The 15,609-nt window shown below is 69.8% G+C and carries 19 protein-coding genes and 1 tRNA gene; 13 read left to right on the top strand and 7 right to left on the bottom strand.

The window, feature by feature from the left end:
* Positions 1 to 9: 9 nt before the first annotated feature.
* Complete coding sequence (locus M3M55_RS06585; protein WP_249012032.1) at positions 10 to 2,991, top strand: penicillin acylase family protein; 2,982 nt, start codon at positions 10 to 12, stop codon at positions 2,989 to 2,991.
* Here M3M55_RS06585 and M3M55_RS06580 read toward each other — a convergent pair.
* Entirely contained in the window at positions 2,954 to 4,561 is a 1,608-nt protein-coding gene (locus M3M55_RS06580) for a serine/threonine-protein kinase (protein ID WP_249012031.1), read from the bottom strand. The two genes, M3M55_RS06585 and M3M55_RS06580, sit on opposite strands and share 38 nt — an antisense overlap.
* 34 nt (positions 4,562 to 4,595) lie before the next feature.
* On the opposite strand from M3M55_RS06580, the gene M3M55_RS06575 reads away from it, so the two are divergent.
* Entirely contained in the window at positions 4,596 to 5,288 is a 693-nt protein-coding gene (locus M3M55_RS06575; RefSeq protein WP_249012030.1) for a PASTA domain-containing protein, read from the top strand.
* 8 nt (positions 5,289 to 5,296) lie between these two features.
* On the opposite strand, the gene M3M55_RS06570 is transcribed toward M3M55_RS06575, so the two are convergent.
* Both M3M55_RS06570 and M3M55_RS06565 read right to left on the bottom strand, forming a co-directional pair.
* Complete coding sequence (locus tag M3M55_RS06570) at positions 5,297 to 5,563, bottom strand: DUF6295 family protein (protein WP_249012029.1); 267 nt, start codon at positions 5,561 to 5,563, stop codon at positions 5,297 to 5,299.
* A 6-nt stretch (positions 5,564 to 5,569) separates the two neighbouring features.
* Positions 5,570 to 6,313, bottom strand: coding sequence for a dienelactone hydrolase family protein (locus M3M55_RS06565; protein ID WP_249012028.1), 744 nt, complete (start codon positions 6,311 to 6,313; stop codon positions 5,570 to 5,572).
* A gap of 141 nt (positions 6,314 to 6,454) precedes the next feature.
* Here M3M55_RS06565 and M3M55_RS06560 point away from each other — a divergent pair, with 141 nt between their 5' ends.
* Positions 6,455 to 7,204 carry a hypothetical protein gene (locus M3M55_RS06560; RefSeq protein ID WP_249012027.1) on the top strand — a complete coding sequence of 250 codons (750 nt, stop codon included), beginning with the start codon at positions 6,455 to 6,457 and terminating at the stop codon, positions 7,202 to 7,204.
* Positions 7,205 to 7,244: 40 nt separating this feature from the next.
* Here M3M55_RS06560 and M3M55_RS06555 read toward each other — a convergent pair whose 3' ends face one another.
* The 3 genes from M3M55_RS06555 to M3M55_RS06545 form a co-directional block, all read right to left on the bottom strand.
* On the bottom strand, positions 7,245 to 7,595 hold the full coding sequence (locus M3M55_RS06555) for a hypothetical protein (RefSeq protein WP_249012026.1): 351 nt from the start codon (positions 7,593 to 7,595) through the stop codon (positions 7,245 to 7,247).
* A 56-nt stretch (positions 7,596 to 7,651) separates the two neighbouring features.
* Positions 7,652 to 8,434 carry an LLM class F420-dependent oxidoreductase gene (locus M3M55_RS06550; RefSeq protein ID WP_249012025.1) on the bottom strand — a complete coding sequence of 261 codons (783 nt, stop codon included), beginning with the start codon at positions 8,432 to 8,434 and terminating at the stop codon, positions 7,652 to 7,654.
* Positions 8,435 to 8,515: 81 nt separating this feature from the next.
* Positions 8,516 to 8,941: a cupredoxin domain-containing protein gene (locus M3M55_RS06545; protein WP_249012024.1), complete on the bottom strand. Its 426-nt coding sequence runs from the start codon at positions 8,939 to 8,941 to the stop codon at positions 8,516 to 8,518.
* A gap of 161 nt (positions 8,942 to 9,102) precedes the next feature.
* On the opposite strand from M3M55_RS06545, the gene M3M55_RS06540 reads away from it, so the two are divergent.
* The 8 genes from M3M55_RS06540 (at position 9,103) to pyrE (ending at position 13,604) form a co-directional block, all read left to right on the top strand.
* Positions 9,103 to 9,837, top strand: coding sequence for a ferritin-like domain-containing protein (locus tag M3M55_RS06540; protein WP_249012023.1), 735 nt, complete (start codon positions 9,103 to 9,105; stop codon positions 9,835 to 9,837).
* 80 nt (positions 9,838 to 9,917) lie between these two features.
* The gene (locus M3M55_RS06535) at positions 9,918 to 10,493 is read left to right on the top strand and encodes a ferritin-like domain-containing protein (protein WP_249012022.1); all 576 of its coding nucleotides are present in this window, start codon (positions 9,918 to 9,920) and stop codon (positions 10,491 to 10,493) included.
* Positions 10,494 to 10,731: 238 nt separating this feature from the next.
* Positions 10,732 to 10,804: transfer RNA gene (locus M3M55_RS06530), tRNA-Thr, on the top strand.
* A 346-nt stretch (positions 10,805 to 11,150) separates the two neighbouring features.
* A complete protein-coding gene (locus M3M55_RS06525) occupies positions 11,151 to 11,306 on the top strand; it encodes a hypothetical protein (protein WP_249012021.1) in 156 nt (51 codons plus the stop codon).
* Between the two features lie 20 nt (positions 11,307 to 11,326).
* Positions 11,327 to 11,638, top strand: a complete 312-nt coding sequence (locus M3M55_RS06520) for a hypothetical protein (RefSeq protein ID WP_249012020.1) — start codon at positions 11,327 to 11,329, stop codon at positions 11,636 to 11,638.
* A 15-nt stretch (positions 11,639 to 11,653) separates the two neighbouring features.
* Positions 11,654 to 11,905 carry a ribbon-helix-helix protein, CopG family gene (locus tag M3M55_RS06515; protein WP_249012019.1) on the top strand — a complete coding sequence of 84 codons (252 nt, stop codon included), beginning with the start codon at positions 11,654 to 11,656 and terminating at the stop codon, positions 11,903 to 11,905.
* Positions 11,889 to 12,302 carry a putative toxin-antitoxin system toxin component, PIN family gene (locus M3M55_RS06510; protein ID WP_249012018.1) on the top strand — a complete coding sequence of 138 codons (414 nt, stop codon included), beginning with the start codon at positions 11,889 to 11,891 and terminating at the stop codon, positions 12,300 to 12,302. The genes M3M55_RS06515 and M3M55_RS06510 overlap by 17 nt, the downstream gene beginning before the upstream one ends.
* Positions 12,303 to 12,665: 363 nt before the next feature.
* The gene (gene pyrE / locus M3M55_RS06505) at positions 12,666 to 13,604 is read left to right on the top strand and encodes an orotate phosphoribosyltransferase (protein WP_371878733.1); all 939 of its coding nucleotides are present in this window, start codon (positions 12,666 to 12,668) and stop codon (positions 13,602 to 13,604) included.
* A gap of 121 nt (positions 13,605 to 13,725) precedes the next feature.
* Here the strand turns inward: pyrE and M3M55_RS06500 are convergent, their stop codons facing one another.
* Positions 13,726 to 14,436: a phosphotransferase gene (locus tag M3M55_RS06500; RefSeq protein ID WP_249012017.1), complete on the bottom strand. Its 711-nt coding sequence runs from the start codon at positions 14,434 to 14,436 to the stop codon at positions 13,726 to 13,728.
* Positions 14,437 to 14,937: 501 nt separating this feature from the next.
* Between M3M55_RS06500 and M3M55_RS06495 the strand changes: the two genes are divergently transcribed.
* Together M3M55_RS06495 and M3M55_RS06490 are read left to right on the top strand one after the other, a co-directional pair.
* Positions 14,938 to 15,174 carry a CopG family transcriptional regulator gene (locus M3M55_RS06495; protein WP_249012016.1) on the top strand — a complete coding sequence of 79 codons (237 nt, stop codon included), beginning with the start codon at positions 14,938 to 14,940 and terminating at the stop codon, positions 15,172 to 15,174.
* A complete protein-coding gene (locus tag M3M55_RS06490; RefSeq protein WP_249012015.1) occupies positions 15,171 to 15,593 on the top strand; it encodes a type II toxin-antitoxin system VapC family toxin in 423 nt (140 codons plus the stop codon). The genes M3M55_RS06495 and M3M55_RS06490 overlap by 4 nt, the downstream gene beginning before the upstream one ends.
* Positions 15,594 to 15,609 lie beyond the last annotated feature (16 nt).

The following is a 15,609-nucleotide window of genomic DNA, read 5'->3' as shown; positions in this document are numbered from 1 at the left end:
AGTCCTCGCATGAGGAGAGTCGCCCTGTCGTGGTCGGCCGCGCTTGCGCTGGCTGCCACCGTCGCGTTCGTGCCCGCAGCGGCCGCCGCGACCACCCCCCCGCTGCCCAGCTACGTCCAGGCCTACGGGGCCGGAACCGTTCCCGGCTTCTACAACATCCTGCCACCGGGGGAGAACGGGGCCGACAACATCGCCCAGTACCTCGCGTACAAGGCGACCGGTCAACGACCGGCCAACTCGGTCGATCAGCTGCCGCTGTATGAGAACCTGCTCTACGCGGCGCCGACGCTCACCGACAGCCAGGTCCCCAACTACTTCCTCAACGCGACCTTCGGAGTCCCCAGCGCCGACATCACCCGGGTCGAGCAGCCGATCCCGGGCGTGACGATCATCCACGACCAGTACGACATCCCCCACATCTACGGCGCCACCCGCGGCGACGTGATGTTCGGCGCCGGGTACGCGGCGGCCGAGGATCGCCTGTTCCTGATGGACGTCCTGCGCCACACCGCTGAGGCGACGCTGTCGAGCTTCCTCGGCGGTGGTGCCGGCAACGAGGCGATGGACGCGGCACAGTGGACGGTCGCCCCCTACACCCCGGCGGACCTCCAGCGCCAGGTCAACGACCTCCCGCGCCTCCGCGGCGCAGCCGGGGCCGAACTGGTGGATGACATCGGCAACTACGTCGACGGGATCAACGCCTACATCGCCAAGATCCGCAGCGACCCGACCCTGCTTCCGTTCGAGTACTCGGCGATCAACCAGACCCCTCAGCCCTGGCAGGCGACGGACGTGGTGGCGATCTCCTCCCTGATCGGCGCGATCTTCGGCAAGGGCGGCGGCAATCAGGTCAACTCCGCCCTCACCGAGGAGGCGTTCGTGCACCGCTTCGGTACGCGCGTCGGGCGGACGGTGTGGGCGAACTTCCGGGAGGCGAACGACCCCCAGGCCCCGACGACGGTGTCGCACCCGTTCCCGTACCAGACGAACTCCCCGTTCTCACCCTCGGGCCTGGCGATGCCGGTGCCCGGAAGTGTCCGCTACGTCTCCCCCGGCCAGACAAACCCTGCGAACGCGCAGATCCGTCGCGCACAGCCGGCGGCCCGGACCGCGACCGCGCGGTCGGCGGCCGCCGTCAACGTCGCCACCACCGCTCCGGGGACGCTCGGGAAGACCGACACGCCGAACCCGGTGCCGATCCCCACCGGGAACTCGCTCGGCTCCGCGCTCCTGGAGAACTTCTACGGTCAGAAGGCCCTCGCCTCCAACTGGGAGCTCGTCAACGCCGCCCACTCCGCTGACGGGCACGCGATCGCGGTGATGGGCCCCCAGGTCGGCTACTACGCCCCGCAGATCCTGATGGACGAGGACCTGCACGGTCCCGGGATCGATGCGAACGGCGCGTCGTTCCCGGGGGTCAACCTGTACGTCGAGCTCGGGCACGGCAACGACTACGCCTGGAGTGCCACCACCGGCACCACCGACAACGTCAGCACGTTCGCGGAGGTGCTCTGTCACCCGGGCGGGGGACGGCCGAGCCCGAACAGCATCGACTACTACTGGCACGGCCGCTGTCGGGCGATGCAGAAGCTCGTGCGCACGAACACGTGGACCCCGAACCTCGAGGACCCGACCCCCAAAGGTTCGGAGACGCTCGTCACCTACCGCACCGTCCACGGGCTCGTGTTCGCCCGCGGTGAGGTGACCGTCCCGTCCTGTCACGCGGTCAGGGTCCCGACCGTCGACTGCATCAGCCGCCACCGGATCGCCGTCGCGTTCGTCAGCGCCCGCACGACGTACATGCACGAGGTCGACAGCGCGATCGGCTTCTCGCAGTTCAACAACCCGGCCGACATGCAGACACCCCAGGCGTTCAAGCGCGCGGCGGCGAACATCAGCTTCGGGTTCAACTGGGCCTACGTCAACGCCAAGCACATCGCCTACTTCGAGTCCGGCGCCTACCCGGAGTGGTCGACCAAGAGCTCGCCCGACTTCCCGATCCTCGGCAACGGCCCGTACGACTGGTCGCACTTCAACGCGGCCTCCTTCACCGAACGGGACGTGCCCGCCAGCGGCCATCCTCAGGCGATCGACCCGACCTTCGAGGTGTCCTGGAACAACAAGCAGGCTCCGAAGTGGTCGGCGGCCGACGACAACTACGGCTACGGTGCGGTCTACCGCAGCCAGCTCATCTCCGCCCACATCCAGGCCGACCTCGCCCACGGCCACAAGGTCGACATCGCCCAGCTCGTCCAGTCGATGGAATTCGCTGCGACCGAGGACATCCGGATCGTCAAGCTGTGGCCGCTGCTGCGTCAGGTGATCGGCCGTCCGCGCAGCCCGGCGCTCGCCCGGGCCGTCAGCGAGCTCAACGCCTGGTATGCGGCGGGAGGGCATCGCTGGGACCTCAACCCGGCCGACACCAACCTCACCGTCTCAGGCAGCGATGCGAACACGCCCGCGATCGAGTTGATGGACGCCTGGTGGCCGAAGCTGCTGAGCGCCGAGTTCCTCCCCCGCCTCAGCCGGCCCGTCTTTGATGACCTCCGAGGGATGCTCAACTTCGGCAGCGTCTACACGGGAACGGCGCCGAACGAGCCGGACATGGCCCAGGGCTGGTTCAGCTACGTGTACAAGGACATGGAGGACCTTCTCGCGGCCCACCGGAACGCCCAGTTGCGGGCCCACGGTCACCGCGGCCGGGTTCACGTCCCCGGCGCCTACGCGAAGATCTTCTGCGGCAACGGGTCCTTCAACGCCTGCCGGGCCGCCCTCGACGCGTCCCTCCTCACGGCGATGTCGGTCACGCCGAAGTCGATGTACGGGTACGGGATCTGCGCCAAGAACCCGCAGCCGAGCTGCTTCGATCAGGACCAGTCCACCGAGGTGTCGGCGATCCCGGTCACGCCGTTCCCGTTCCAGAACCGCCCGACCTTCCAGCAGGTCGTCGAGCTCACCCAGACACTGCCGCCGTCCGCGAGCGGCGGCTGAGCGAGCGGGGGGCCGGACTCGGCCGGGTGACGCTGTCCTGCTGGGTGGCGATCAGCCCGATCCGGGGCCGGCCCGCGATCTCCTGGACCGCGAAGGTGACGTGTCCGCGGAGGACCGTTCCTCCGGCCAGAGTGACGGCGTAGCTGCCGGCCGCGCGCCCCACCCAGCCGCCGGTGGCGACGACGCCGGTGAGGGTGTAGGACACCGGCCGCGGCGCGCGGTCGAGCTGGTGGCGGTACTCGGCGCTCACCGCCGCCCGCCCGTGCTGAGTGTTCACCGAGTCGATCCGCGTCACCCCGGGAGCGAGCAGGGCGACAAGCGCCCGCACGTCGTCGTGACCGACAGCGGCGCCGAAGCGTCCAAGGACGCCCATCACCTCGGCATCGGTGAGCGGCCGGAGGGGGACCGCTCGTGGTGCGCTGAACACACCGCCGACCCCGAGCGCCGCCCCGGCGAGGACGATGAGCCCGCCCGCGGCGAGGACGCGCCGGCGGCGGGACCGCCCGCGTCCCGACCGGAGCGTAGAGCCGAAGGCTAACGTGGGCGCCTGATCACGGCCGGCGACCCGGGTGGGCGCCTCACCGGCACCGGCGACCCGGGTGGGCGCCTCACCGGCACCGGCGACCCGGGTGGGCGCCTCACCGGCGGTGCTGCTGCGGTCAGCAGCACCGCCGCTCCGGCCCTGGGCCGTAACCCCCGGCGACACGGCTGCTCGGCGGCTCACCCGGCCCCAGCGGTGGGGCTGCCCCTCCGCGGCGGCGGTCGCCGCCGCTGCGAACGCCCCGGCGCTCGGGTAGCGGTGAGCGGGGACCTTGGCGAGCGCGCGCCCGATCACCTCGTCGAAGCTTCGCTCAAGCCCCGGGTTGGCAAGTGAGGGCGCGGGCGGGCGTTCGGTGAGGTGACCTGCGATTGTGGCGGCCGTCGTCGGACGCCGGAACGGCGGCACCCCGACGAGGCAGGCATAGAGCACACAGCCGAGCGAGTAGACGTCGGCCCGGGCATCGGTCTCCTCGCCGCGCAGGTGCTCGGGTGACATGAAGTCGACGGTGCCGACCCAGTCGCCGGTGTCGGTCGTGTAGGTGCTCTCCTGCACCAGCCGGGTGATTCCGAAGTCGCTGAGGTAGACATGATCGGCGGCGAGGAGCACGTTGGCCGGTTTGATGTCGCGGTGCACGAGCCCGCGGGCGTGGGCGGCGTCGAGGGCCCGGGCGACCTGATCGACGATCCGGGCCGCCTCCCGCGGGGCGAACGGACCGTGCTCACGCAGGTGCTGCTGGAGGTCGACCCCGTCGACGTAGCGCATCACGAGGTAGAGCGAGCCGTCCTGCTCCCCGGCGGCGTAAACCGGAATGACGTTGGGATGGTCGATCGAGGCCATCAGCCGTGCCTCCCGTTCAAAGCGCCGGCGGGCGGTCGCATCCCCCGACCGGTCCCCGGCGATCAGTTTGATCGCGACCGGGCGCTGGAGGGAGAGGTCGGTCCCGCGGTAGACGACACCCATCCCGCCGCGGCCGATCTGCGCCTCGACGCGGCAGCCCGCGAACTCGTCTCCAACCGCCAGCTGAGCCACCGGGCCATTCTGACGCACCGCTACCGTTGCGCCGATGGCCGGCTCGTCGTGTCCCCTCCACCTCAGGGTCCGGGCGTCATCCGGCGTCTTCTGGGGTCGCGTCGCGCGAGTCGGCGGCTCGTGGCGCCGCCTCGGACGGTTGAGCGCGGGGCGGGTCGGCGACTCCGGGCATGGCCTCGGGCGGCCGGGCCTCGCGCTCCTCGGCGTCATGCTCGTCTGCGCCGGCTGCGGAGCGGCCGCACCCGCTCAACCCGGACCGCGGGTCAGCCTCACCCTCAGCTCCCCCGCCGACGACGCGCGCCTCGCGGGCCCTGACGTGACGGTGAGCGGCACCGTCTCCCCCGCCCGGGCGACCGTCGAGGTGCTCGGTCAGGCCGTGAGCGTCGACCCGACGGGGCACTTCTCCACCCAGATCGCCCTGTCGGTCGGAACGAACCTGATCGACGTGGAGGCCGCGGCCCCCCGCTCCAGCGGCGCCGTCGCTGCCGTCCGGGTGATCCGCTACCTGCTCGTCGCGGTCCCGAGCGTCATCGGGGAGAGCCCAGGTCAGGCGACCGCCGCCCTCAGGGCCCTCGGCCTGCGGGTCACCGTGCTCGCCAGCACCGATCCGCTCGGCTTCCTCCTCCCGACGAGCGTCCGCGTCTGCTCGAGCACCCCGGGCGCCGGCGCCCGCGTGCAGCCCGGAAGCAGCGTCATCCTGCAGACCTCGAAGCTCTGCGGGCTCTGAGGCGACGGTTAGGCGATGAGAGCAGCGGGGGCGGAGGCGAGCGCGCCCTCGATCGCTGTCACGAGCGCACGCGCTGAGGCGGCGGTCAGCTCGACCGCGACCCGCTGGCCGGGACCCCGGTCGGGGTCGGTGAAGTCGATGTTGAGCGTGTGCTCGGCCATCGCGTGGACGGGATGGTCGAAGTAGACGGTCGCGTGGCTCACCTTGAACCAGGCGGAGTCTGGGCCCTTGGCGCTGCCTTCGATGTCGGTGTTCAACGTCGCGTAGGTGCACATGATCGATCAGTCTCCGAGGTGGGTCACAAAGAACGCCCCGATCCGCTCCCAGCCGTCATTGGCGGCGGCGGGCCGGTACGCGAGCCGGTCGGTGGCAAAGAACGCATGGCCGGCATCGTCGTAGCGGTGCAGGGCAAACGTTGCCCCCTGAGCGGTGAGGATCGCCTCGAGCTCGTCGACGTCGGCCGGGGACGGGTACTTGTCCTCGTTGCCGAACAGGCCCAGCAGCGGGCAGCGCAGGCTGGGGAGCTGGTCGACGAGGTTGGTGATGTTGAGCGGAAAGTCAGCCGGGGGCGTTCCGGTGACAAAGGCGCCGTAGCAGTCGACGGCCGCCTGCAGATCGACGTGGCAGGCGGCGAGCACCGACTGGCGTCCTCCGGAGCAGTAGCCGATCGTGGCGACCTTGGCGTTCGAGGTCGCGAGCCCGCGCAGGTACGCGGCGGCCCCGGCAATGTCGCCGACGAGGCGCCCGTCGGGCACCCCGCCCCGCGCCCGGGCCGCAGCCGCCGCGTCATCGGGGGCCGCCCCGGGGGCCTCCCGCCAGTACAGGTTCGGCATGATCGCGTCATAGCCCATCTCGGCAAACCGCCGCGTGATCTCCTTGGTCCCGCGGTCATAGCCGGGCATGTGGTGGATGACGATCACCCCACCGCGCGTGTGCGCGCCCGCCGGGCGGGCGAGGTAGGCCTCGATCTCATCACCGCCGTGGCCGGTGAACTGGATGGTCTGTGCCGAGAGTGAGTCGCTCATCTGAGACATCCTCGCACCGAGGGCCCGTGCAGGCACCACCTGCTCCGAAAGAGCGCCGCCTGAGCGACCGAGGCGACGGCCGCCGCCCCGAACTGGCGACAATGGCGGGCATGATGTCCCCTGCACCCCCTCCCGGCCGGCGTGGCTGAGAGCGAACCCAGGCCGGTCGGCGAGAAGGCGTGGGCAAAGGCCGACACGATCGCCCCCGTCCTCACCGACCGCCTGCCCGCCGAGATCTCCGACGGCAGCGGCCTCGGGTTCGCTCCGAGCGCGCTCACCGGGGAGGCCGCCGGCCTGGACCCGGAGGAGGGGGCGGTGCGCGCCCTCATCCAGCAGATCGACTACGCGGCGAGCGGGCCGCAGGTGAAGCTGCCGTGGCGTCGCGATCCCCGCAGCCCGGCGGAGCTGGGAACCCTGCTTGCGGGCTGGCGCGAACTGGCCCGCAGCGAGGAGCGGCGGCTGTTCGGCAAGGGGGTCCCGCCCCGGCTGCTCACCGTCGCAGTCAAGCGGGAGCGCGGGGACCGATGGGCGATTGAGGCGGTCAGCCCCGCCCGGCAGCTGCGAGCGAGCCGGGACGGTGTGCGGGCCTCCTCCTTCCGGGTCGATCCCGAGCGTCCCCCGGCGCCGGACGACGACGTGCTGCACCTGCTCGTGGTCGAACAGACCCGGGCGGGCGGACGCCTCGCCTACGGCCGCTTCCAGGCCCCTGAGCTGTACGGGGACGCGGAGGAGTTGCTGCTGCGCTGCTACATCACCCCGTTGGAGGGCTGGCAGGCCGGGACGCGACGGTGGGAGACCCCGGTCCACGTGCAGCTGCCCGAACCGGTCGGGAACCGCCGGATCGTCGACGGGGCGATCTTCTTCCAGGGCGTGCCCCGCTCGGCACGCTGACTCAGGGGGCGGCCACCGGGCCGCCCCGCCCCGGACGCGCTCAGGCCGCGAGCCCGGCGCGCGGGCGGGCGGCGCGGCGCCCGACCCAGCCGGCGTCGGAGAGACGCCAGCAGGCATAGGCGGTCGCGGCGGAGACGACGAACACCGACGGCCACGCGCCGATGACCAACCCGAGCACGTGGGAGAGGGCGAAGGCCAGCAGGCCGATCCCGGTGAGCAGACCGGCGGTCCGGCGCCCGTCGCGCTGGAGCCAGAGAACGATGCAGGTGAGGCCGAAGGCCGCCATCACCAACCCCCCGAGCGGTCGCGACCCGCTGGCGACCGCCACGCCGAACCCGGCGATCAGACCGGCGGCGGCGAGCGGGGCGGTGAGGAGGCGCGAAGCGGTCATCGGGCCATTATGACGGGCGAGGCGCACCGGCTCACGGGCGCGGCGCGGCCCCGTCGTCACGCCGCGGCGTTGTACTCGTCGCGCCAGGCGAGCAGCTCGCGCAGCGGCCCGAGGTCGTAGCCATGGCCGTCCCCGCCCACGCCGATCGTCACCTCGGCGACCCCCGCGTCCGCGAGCGGGCCGGCCTCCTCGAGGATGTTCGAGCCGGCCCCGATCACGTGCTCGATGGTCGCCGGGTCACGGCCGATCTTCGCGCAGTGCTCGGCGAGGACCGCCGTCTTGTGCAGGTACGTCTCGACGTCCGCGAACCCATGCCACATGTGGGCGTACTGGGCGACGAGAGCGAGGGTGACCTTCTCTCCCGACCCGCCGATCAGGAACGGAATCTCCCGAGTCGGCGCCGGGTTCAGCTTGCCGAGCCGCTCCTTCATCAGCGGCAGATCACGGCGCAGGGCGCGCAGGCGGTCCGGGGCGGTGCCGAACGCGTACCCGTACTCGTCGTAGTCGCGTTCGAACCAGCCGGCACCGATCCCGAGGATCACCCGACCGTTGGAGAGGTGATCGATCGTCCGGTGGGCGTCGGCGAGCAGTTGCGGGTTGCGGTAGGAGTTGCAGAAGACGAGCCCGCCGACGTTGGCCCGGGAGGTGACGGCGGCGAGCGCGGTGAGGGTGGTCAGACCCTCCCAGTGCTTGCCGTCGGGCTCACCGTAGAGCGGGTAGAAGTGATCCCAGGTGTAGATCGTGTCGACCCCGAGCTCGTCGGCTTGGCGGAAGGCGTCGAGCATCGCGTGGAAGTCGCTGTGCTGGGGCTGGATCTGAACTCCGACGCGTACGGGCACGGCCTGGCCTCCTGAGGTTCGGGGGTGAGCTTTCAATAAAGCACCTCGGCGAGTTTGCGCGAGCCCCCGGGGCGGCGCGCGCTACTTGGCGACGACGGTGATCGTCCCGGTCATGAAGGCGTGAAAGAGGCAGTGGTAGGGGAACTTGCCGACCTTCGTGAGGGTCACCGTCGCGGACTTCCCCGGCTCGATCGTGCCCGTGTCGAAGGACTGGTTCAGTGCCGTTGCCGTGTGCGCGGTCTGATCCTCGTTGTGGAAGGTGACCTTCGTTCCGGCGGTGACGACGAGATGATCGGGCGAGTACTGGTAGTTGTGGATCGTCACGAGGACGTGCCCGGACATCGGCGTGCTGCTCGATCCCGCGGTCGTCTTGTTCGGCGCCACCGTCGCCATGTGCATCGTCGTCGTCGAGGCGGCGGTCGTCGAAGACGAGCTGGAGCTGCCACAGGCCGCGGCGAGGAGCGCGACGGTGAGAGCGACTGCGGTGAGGCGAAGGGTCTGGGCCATGCTCTGTCTACGACGGCCCGGGGCAGGCGGATCAGCCGCCCGCGTCTCCGAGGCCGACGTAACCCGCCGCACACACCCCAGGGTGATCCACCCGGCACCCGCGGGCGTACTCCCCACTAGATCCCGGCCTTCGGACCGGGCTTCACACCCAAGGAGATGCTGTGAATCCAACAGTTCAGGGCGACACGGAGCAATCCGGGATCGTCGTCGAGCTCGCTCGTGACGACGTCGCGCGCAAGAAGTTCCTGAAGATGGCCGGCAAGGGCATGGGTTCGGCCGTGGCCGCCAGCGGCCTGGCCGCCTTCATCGCCGCCTGCGGTTCGAGCTCCAACACCGCGACCAAGAGCTCAGCTCCGGCCAAGACCTCGAGTTCGTCGGGTTCGACCTCCAGCGCGAGCGGAGCCACCTCTGAAACCGCGAGCTTCGGCGCCGGCGACCTGGGGATCGTCAACTACGCCCTCACGCTCGAGTACCTCGAGGACCAGTTCTACGCCAAGGTTGCCGCCAGCGGTCTGTTCAGCGGCTCCACCCTCTCCCTACTGAAGACCTTCGGTGCGGAGGAGGCCCAGCACGTCGCCGCCCTCCACGCCGTCGCGATGAAGTTGGGCACGCCGGCGAAGGAGCCGACGGGCAAGTTCCCGCTCAAGAGCGCGGCGAGCGTCGCGAGCCTCGCGGCGACCGTCGAGAACCTCGGCGCGGCCGCCTACCTCGGCCAGGCCCCGCTGATCAAGAGCCCGGAGATTCTCGCGGCCGCTCTGGCGATTCACACCGTGGAAGGCCGGCACGCGGCGACGCTCAACACGCTCACCAAGCAGTCCCCCACCCCTGACGGCGCGTTCGCCAAGGGCATGTCGGCCAGCCAGGTGCTCGCCGTCGTCAAGCCGTTCATCGCGTGACCTTCGAACTAGAGGACGACCTTTCCATGACTGAAACAATGACTCCCAGCCCTGGGCTGGACGCCGTGGAGGTTCACGGCATGAACCGCGCGACATTCATCCTGCGGGGTGCGATGGCCGCGGGTGCGACCTTCGGCCTCGGCGCGGTCGCTCCGTTCGTCTCCACCGCGTTTGCCGCGGATGCCACCAGTGACCTGGACATCCTCAACTTCGCGCTGACGCTCGAGTACCTGGAGACGAACTTCTACCAGGTCAAGGCCAAGGCGGTTGGTCTCACCGGTGAGGCCAAGGCCCTCGCCGCGATGTTCGGCGCCCAGGAGGCCGAGCACGTCTCGGCTCTGACTGCCGCGATCAAGTCCGGCGGCGGAACCCCGGTGAAGATGCCGACGTTCGTCTTCCCGGTCACCACCGCGGCAACCTTCCTCGACCTGGCCTACACGGTCGAGAACCTCGGTGTCGGCGCCTACAACGGCGCCGGCCCGCTGCTCAAGAGCAAGGCCCTGCTCGGCGCGGCCGGCTCGATCGTCCAGGTCGAGGCCCGTCACGCCGCGGCGATCGGCCTGCTCACCGGCAAGTCGCCGGTGCCGAACGGTGGCTTTGACAAGCCGCTGACCAAGGCCCAGGTCCTCAAGGCCGCGGGCCCGCTGATCAAGTAGTCCAGCCGTCGCTGCGGGGACGGGGGCGTTCGCGTCCCCGTCCACCGCGTGCGCGATCCGGGGGTGGGGCGGACCGGGCCTCATCACCGGACCCGGGGCGAGGGTGGTGGGCGGGGACGGACCGGGTTTCCGACCGCCACCCTCCGCACCGGCGTCTTCGGACCGTGATCCCGAGGTTCCCACCCGTGTGCGATCGCCCACCACTTTGGCGCCGGTCCGTCTATCCTCTCCCCTCCGCGCCCTCCTAGCTCAGTTGGTAGAGCACTTCCATGGTAAGGAAGGGGTCATCGGTTCGAGTCCGATGGAGGGCTTCTGGACCGCCCGATCGCTCGGGCGTTTTTCCGTTGCGGGGCCCCGCCGCGGGCGGGAAGCTGTCCCCAACATGTCCCGGGATTCGCTGCGCCCCACATCGAGTCGGACGCCAGCCACCCTCGGGACACGGGTTCAAGCTCGTGAGGGTGCATGCGGCTCGCGAGCAGACGCGGTCGTCTTTCCCTCTTTGCACGAGAGGCCGCGCGGCAGGAGCGTGTACTGGTCGTATCGCCCTCGCGGCACACATCTGTCCCGGCAGCCCGTCACGGTCGTGGGTTGATGCCGAGTGCCTTGAATCCGTTCGTGTGGGGCCGCCCTGTCGATGATCCGTCGAAGATCGTCGGGATGGAGACTTTCGCCAACCAGGTGTCGCTGATCTTGAAGGGGCAAGCCAACGTCGCGCTCTTTGGTCCACGCGACACCGGTAAGACGACGTTCATCAATCAGCTCGCGCTCGAGCTCGCTCGCACGGAGACGACGCGCCGCCGTTCGACGTCGTAAAGGTGAATCTTCAACGGGTTGTGAGCATTCCCGGCTTCATTGGGTGCGTGCACGACGCGATGGTCGGGCGCCCAGAGAAGCGGCTACGGCGAGCGGCGCAGCGTCAGATCGGGGCGCTGGAGAAGGAGATCGGGTTCGACGTAAAGGAGATCAAGGGCACCGTGCGCAGTCCGGCCGCCGCGCCAGCCCAAGACGCCGAGACGCTCCATGCCCAGCTTCTCGCACTCCGATCACTGTCGGAGCATCTGGTGGTCGTGTTTGACGAGTTCCAACGGCCCCGGCACTGTCCAGGCGACCCGCTGGCGATCTCCGTTCGCATCACCGCATCATGATGATAAGATGCGGCCGTGGCGAAGGTTCGTACAACGCTGACGATCGACGAGGATGTCCTGAAGTGGGTCAAGATCCGCGCCGCACGGACCGGCGCCTCCGATAGCGCCGTGATCGAGGAATCGCTGCGTCGCGATCTCAAGCTTGACGTCCTCGACGAACTGTGGGCAGACGCGACGATGTCCGAAGCAAAGGCGTCCGAGCTCGCCGTCGAGGCGCAGCACGCGACGAGGCCTCGGCGACGGTCATCTGGTGCGCGCGGTCGTTGACGTCAACGTCCTGATCTCAGGTGTGCTGTCCGCCAAGGGATCGCCGGCCGAGATCCTGCGTGCCAGCCGCGACGGCCAGTTCGAGCTCGTCGTCTCCGAGTTCCTGCTCACAGAGCTCAAGCGGACGCTCGCCTATCCCAAGCTTCGCCAACGGATCGCCCCGGAGAAAGCCGGCGCCTTCACCAACTGGGTCCGCGACCATGCAACCCTCGCCGAGGATCCCGCGAGCCCACCGTCAGTCGGCTCCCGAGACCCGGACGACAACTACCTCCTTGCCCTCGCCATCGACCGCCGCGCGTACCTGGTCACCGGCGATCAGGACCTCCTCGTCCTGAGCAACGACCTGCCGATCCTCACACCGGCACAGTTTGCGGCGAACCTCCGCGAGACCCGCTGAGCAACCCCAGCTCCCGTCGCCCGGCCGGCAACGAGCCGGAGCTTCCAGCCAACACCCCTCGGCGGCAACGCCGCCGAGCCAGCAGTGCGTCGCAGGTGCGACCGTCGCAGTCGGGTCAGCCTCCCTAGATCAAACGCCAGAGCCTCCATCAACCCAGGCCGGCTCACCGGGCTGTGACCGCCGTGGAACGCTGGCAGACCCCCAGGCCCCGTCAGCTGTGCCGGGACCGATCGCGGGCGGCGCCTTCGAGCGAGCTGACACGATCGGGAGCCGCGAGCGCGGACTGGGCCGCGGTGGCCAGCGCCCCAAGGTCCGAGCATGGCGACTGAGCGCGCCCGTCACCTCATCTAGACTGCCCGGCCAGTGTTGGAAGGACGTTCTGACGTCGCGCTGGCCCGACGCATCTATGAGTCTGCGCACCTGTCTGGCGAGTTCGTGCTCCGGTCCGGGCAGACCAGCACGGAGTACTTCGACAAGTACCAGTTTGAGGCCGAGCCTGTCCTGCTGAGGGTTGTCGGCGAGTCGCTCCTACGGTTGCTGCCCGCTGACGTCGACGCTCTCGCGGGCCTGGAGCTCGGCGGGATCCCGTTGGTCACGATCCTCTCCCAGCTCACCGGCCTGCCTGCAGTGTTCGTCCGCAAGAAGCCGAAGGAATACGGCACCTGTCGTCTCGCGGAGGGTGGGGAGGTCGCGCGTCGGCGGCTGGTGATCGTCGAGGATGTCGTGAGCACGGGCGGGGCGATCATCGACGCGGCCCGAGAGCTCCGCGCCAGCGGCGCAGAAATCATCGCGGTTCTCTCGGTCATCGATCGCGAGTCCGGCGGCACCGAGAATCTCGCGGCAGAAGGTCTCGAGCTCCGTGCCGCGTTTACCTGGAGTGAACTCGTGGCCGCGGGCGCCGCCGCTGAGCCGCCGATCGTGGGTGATGTGGTCGGTCTTGACCACGTTCAGCTTGCTGCGCCCAGCGGATGTGAGGAGGAAGCACGCCGCTTCTTCGGCGAGCTTCTCGGGCTACCGGAGATCGAGAAGCCGCCGCTCCTACGCGGGCGTGGTGGAGTCTGGTTCGCGCTCGGCTCCCAGCAATTGCACATCGGTGTCCAAGAATCGTTCGCGCCAGCGCGGAAAGCGCATCCCGCGCTGCGGGTGACACCCGGACGACTCGACGAGATGGCGGCACGTCTGTCGACCGTCGGCGCCCCGGTCAGCTGGGACGAGGCCCTGCCTGAATGTCGGCGCTTCTACACAGAAGATCCCTGGGGCAACCGGATAGAGCTCTTGAGCGCCAAAGCGGCCGGGCCGTAGGAGACAGTCGGTCGGGAGGCGGTCGATCGGGGTGGGTGTCCGCCCTGCCGACCTGGGCATCGAGCGAACCCCGTGAGCAGAGCAGCGTCCCCCTGGCGAGCCCAGGGAGACCGCTTTGCGGTCACCCGGCGGCCTCGAAGGTGGCGGCATCGCGATCGAGTTCGGCGAGGGCGCGCCGTTGAGCGTCGACGGTGCCGTCGGTGACCATGCGCCTGAACAGCGGGTCTCCCTCACGGGCGAGCCTCAGCACCGTGTCGGAGAGATCCTCGACGCGCGCTCGCACCGCGGCGAGGATCGCTGTCATCGTGCCGGTGTAGCCGTAGGCGTCCAGCAGCAGCCGGACGCGGCGCGGACGGTCCTCGAACCGGCTGAACCCCTCAGCGGTGACGGTGTCCCGTGCGTGCAGCGGACCCCAGGAGAACACGACGTAGGCCAGGTCCCAGATCGCGGAGCACGGTCCGGCAAAGTCCCAATCGATGAACCCACTGAGTCGTCCGCCGCCCTGGGTCGAGACGGCGCGCCAGACGGCGTTGTAGGGCGCGGCATCGTTGTGGCCGACGATCATTCCCGGCTTCCATTGCTGTGAGGCCAGCCGCCAGGCCGCGTCAGCGGGAGGGACAAACCCAGCGACGGTGTCGTGATAGCGACGCAGCCAGGCCCCAACGTCGAGCAGCGCCGCGTCGGAATGCACCCACGCGGGCCACGGCTGAGCGTCTCCAACGGTCTCCCCGGGAAGGAACGTCAGGACCTCCCGGCCCTGGCCGTCGATACCGATCGCTCTCGGTGAGCCGGAGAACTGCTGAGCCTCGAGGTAGTTCAGCAACGCATGCACCGTGGGCGTCCACGGCCCCGCCGGGCGACGCACGGTCTCTCCGACGCGCGTCGCGCCGCCGGCATTACCGCCGGGTAGTCGCTGCTCCTCCACACCATCAAGTCTCCCAACCGACCAGGCGACCCGGCCGAGTCGCTGCGGCACCGCGTGCACCGAGACGACGTAGCGACCTCAGAGGCCAGCCCTCCTCGGCGCGTCCGACCACTCGTCGATTCGCGTCCACCAGTACGCGCGCGCCTTCCCGCGTTGCGCCGGCCTGCGTCGGACTGGGGCGACCTGACGCCCCAGGAGGCTGCGAGTCGAGGGAACGGTGCTTGGCGCAGAGGAAACAATCGGGCATCGGCGGTCGGTCCCATCGTGCCCCAGATCGAGGCTCCCTGTGCGCCGACGCGAGTCCGCGTCAACTCCAGGACACAGCCGGGTAACCCGACGGGTCAAACGGACGGGCTGGCGCCAGCAGGCAGCCGCCGCATGCCCTACGTGTTGCCCTACACTGGGCGTGTGCGCAAGACCAGCGTCTATCTCAACGTTGAGCAGGCCGAGCGCCTGGCTCGACTTGCGCGCCAGGAGGGCCGATCCCAAGCCGAGATCCTGCGCGAGGCGGTCGACGCCTACCAGTCGCCACCGTCGCGGGACCGGGGGTTTGCTCTCGCGGCGGGCTTCGTCCGGATCGACGGAGATCCCCGCCCGATCTCACAGATCCCCGAGCACGAGTTCCTCGACGGGTTCGGCACGTGACGCTGCTGATCGACGCGGGACCGCTCGTTGCGCTCGCTGATCCTGCCGAGCCTCAGCGCGAGAAGATCCTGGAGACACTCGAAGGTGAACCCGGAGCACTCGTCATCCCCGCGCCGACGACGGCAGAGATCGACTATCTCCTCGGCCAGCGGTTCGGCCAGGCCGCGCGACGCGCGTTCCTGGCCGACCTCGCGGCCGGGCGTTTCGACGTGGCTGGGCTCGACCGTGACGACTACACCACGGTCGCTGGGCTCGAAGCCCGCTACGAGGGCCTCGACCTCGGGCTCGCCGACTGCGCGCTGATCGTTCTCGCCGACCGTTACCAGACCGACCGAGTACTGACCTTCGACGAACGGCACTTCCGAACCGTCGCGCAACTGGGCGGAGGACCGCTCACCGTGCTGCCCGCCGACGGGTGAACCGGCAGGCCGACCT

Source organism: Conexibacter sp. DBS9H8 (assembly GCF_023330685.1).
Taxonomy (GTDB): Bacteria; Actinomycetota; Thermoleophilia; order Solirubrobacterales; family Solirubrobacteraceae; genus Palsa-465.
This window is presented reverse-complemented; position numbering and strand designations above follow the sequence as displayed.

Bases quoted from the DNA above. Each gene is read 5' to 3' on its own strand.
- M3M55_RS06585 (WP_249012032.1), top strand. From the start codon at position 10: ATGAGGAGAGTCGCCCTGTCGTGGTCGGCCGCGCTTGCGCTGGCTGCC.
- M3M55_RS06575 (WP_249012030.1), top strand. From the start codon at position 4,596: ATGGCCGGCTCGTCGTGTCCCCTCCACCTCAGGGTCCGGGCGTCATCC.
- M3M55_RS06570 (WP_249012029.1), bottom strand. From the start codon at position 5,563: ATGTGCACCTACGCGACGTTGAACACCGACATCGAAGGCAGCGCCAAG.
- M3M55_RS06565 (WP_249012028.1), bottom strand. From the start codon at position 6,313: ATGAGCGACTCACTCTCGGCACAGACCATCCAGTTCACCGGCCACGGC.
- M3M55_RS06555 (WP_249012026.1), bottom strand. From the start codon at position 7,595: ATGACCGCTTCGCGCCTCCTCACCGCCCCGCTCGCCGCCGCCGGTCTG.
- M3M55_RS06545 (WP_249012024.1), bottom strand. From the start codon at position 8,941: ATGGCCCAGACCCTTCGCCTCACCGCAGTCGCTCTCACCGTCGCGCTC.
- M3M55_RS06535 (WP_249012022.1), top strand. From the start codon at position 9,918: ATGAACCGCGCGACATTCATCCTGCGGGGTGCGATGGCCGCGGGTGCG.
- M3M55_RS06525 (WP_249012021.1), top strand. From the start codon at position 11,151: ATGGAGACTTTCGCCAACCAGGTGTCGCTGATCTTGAAGGGGCAAGCC.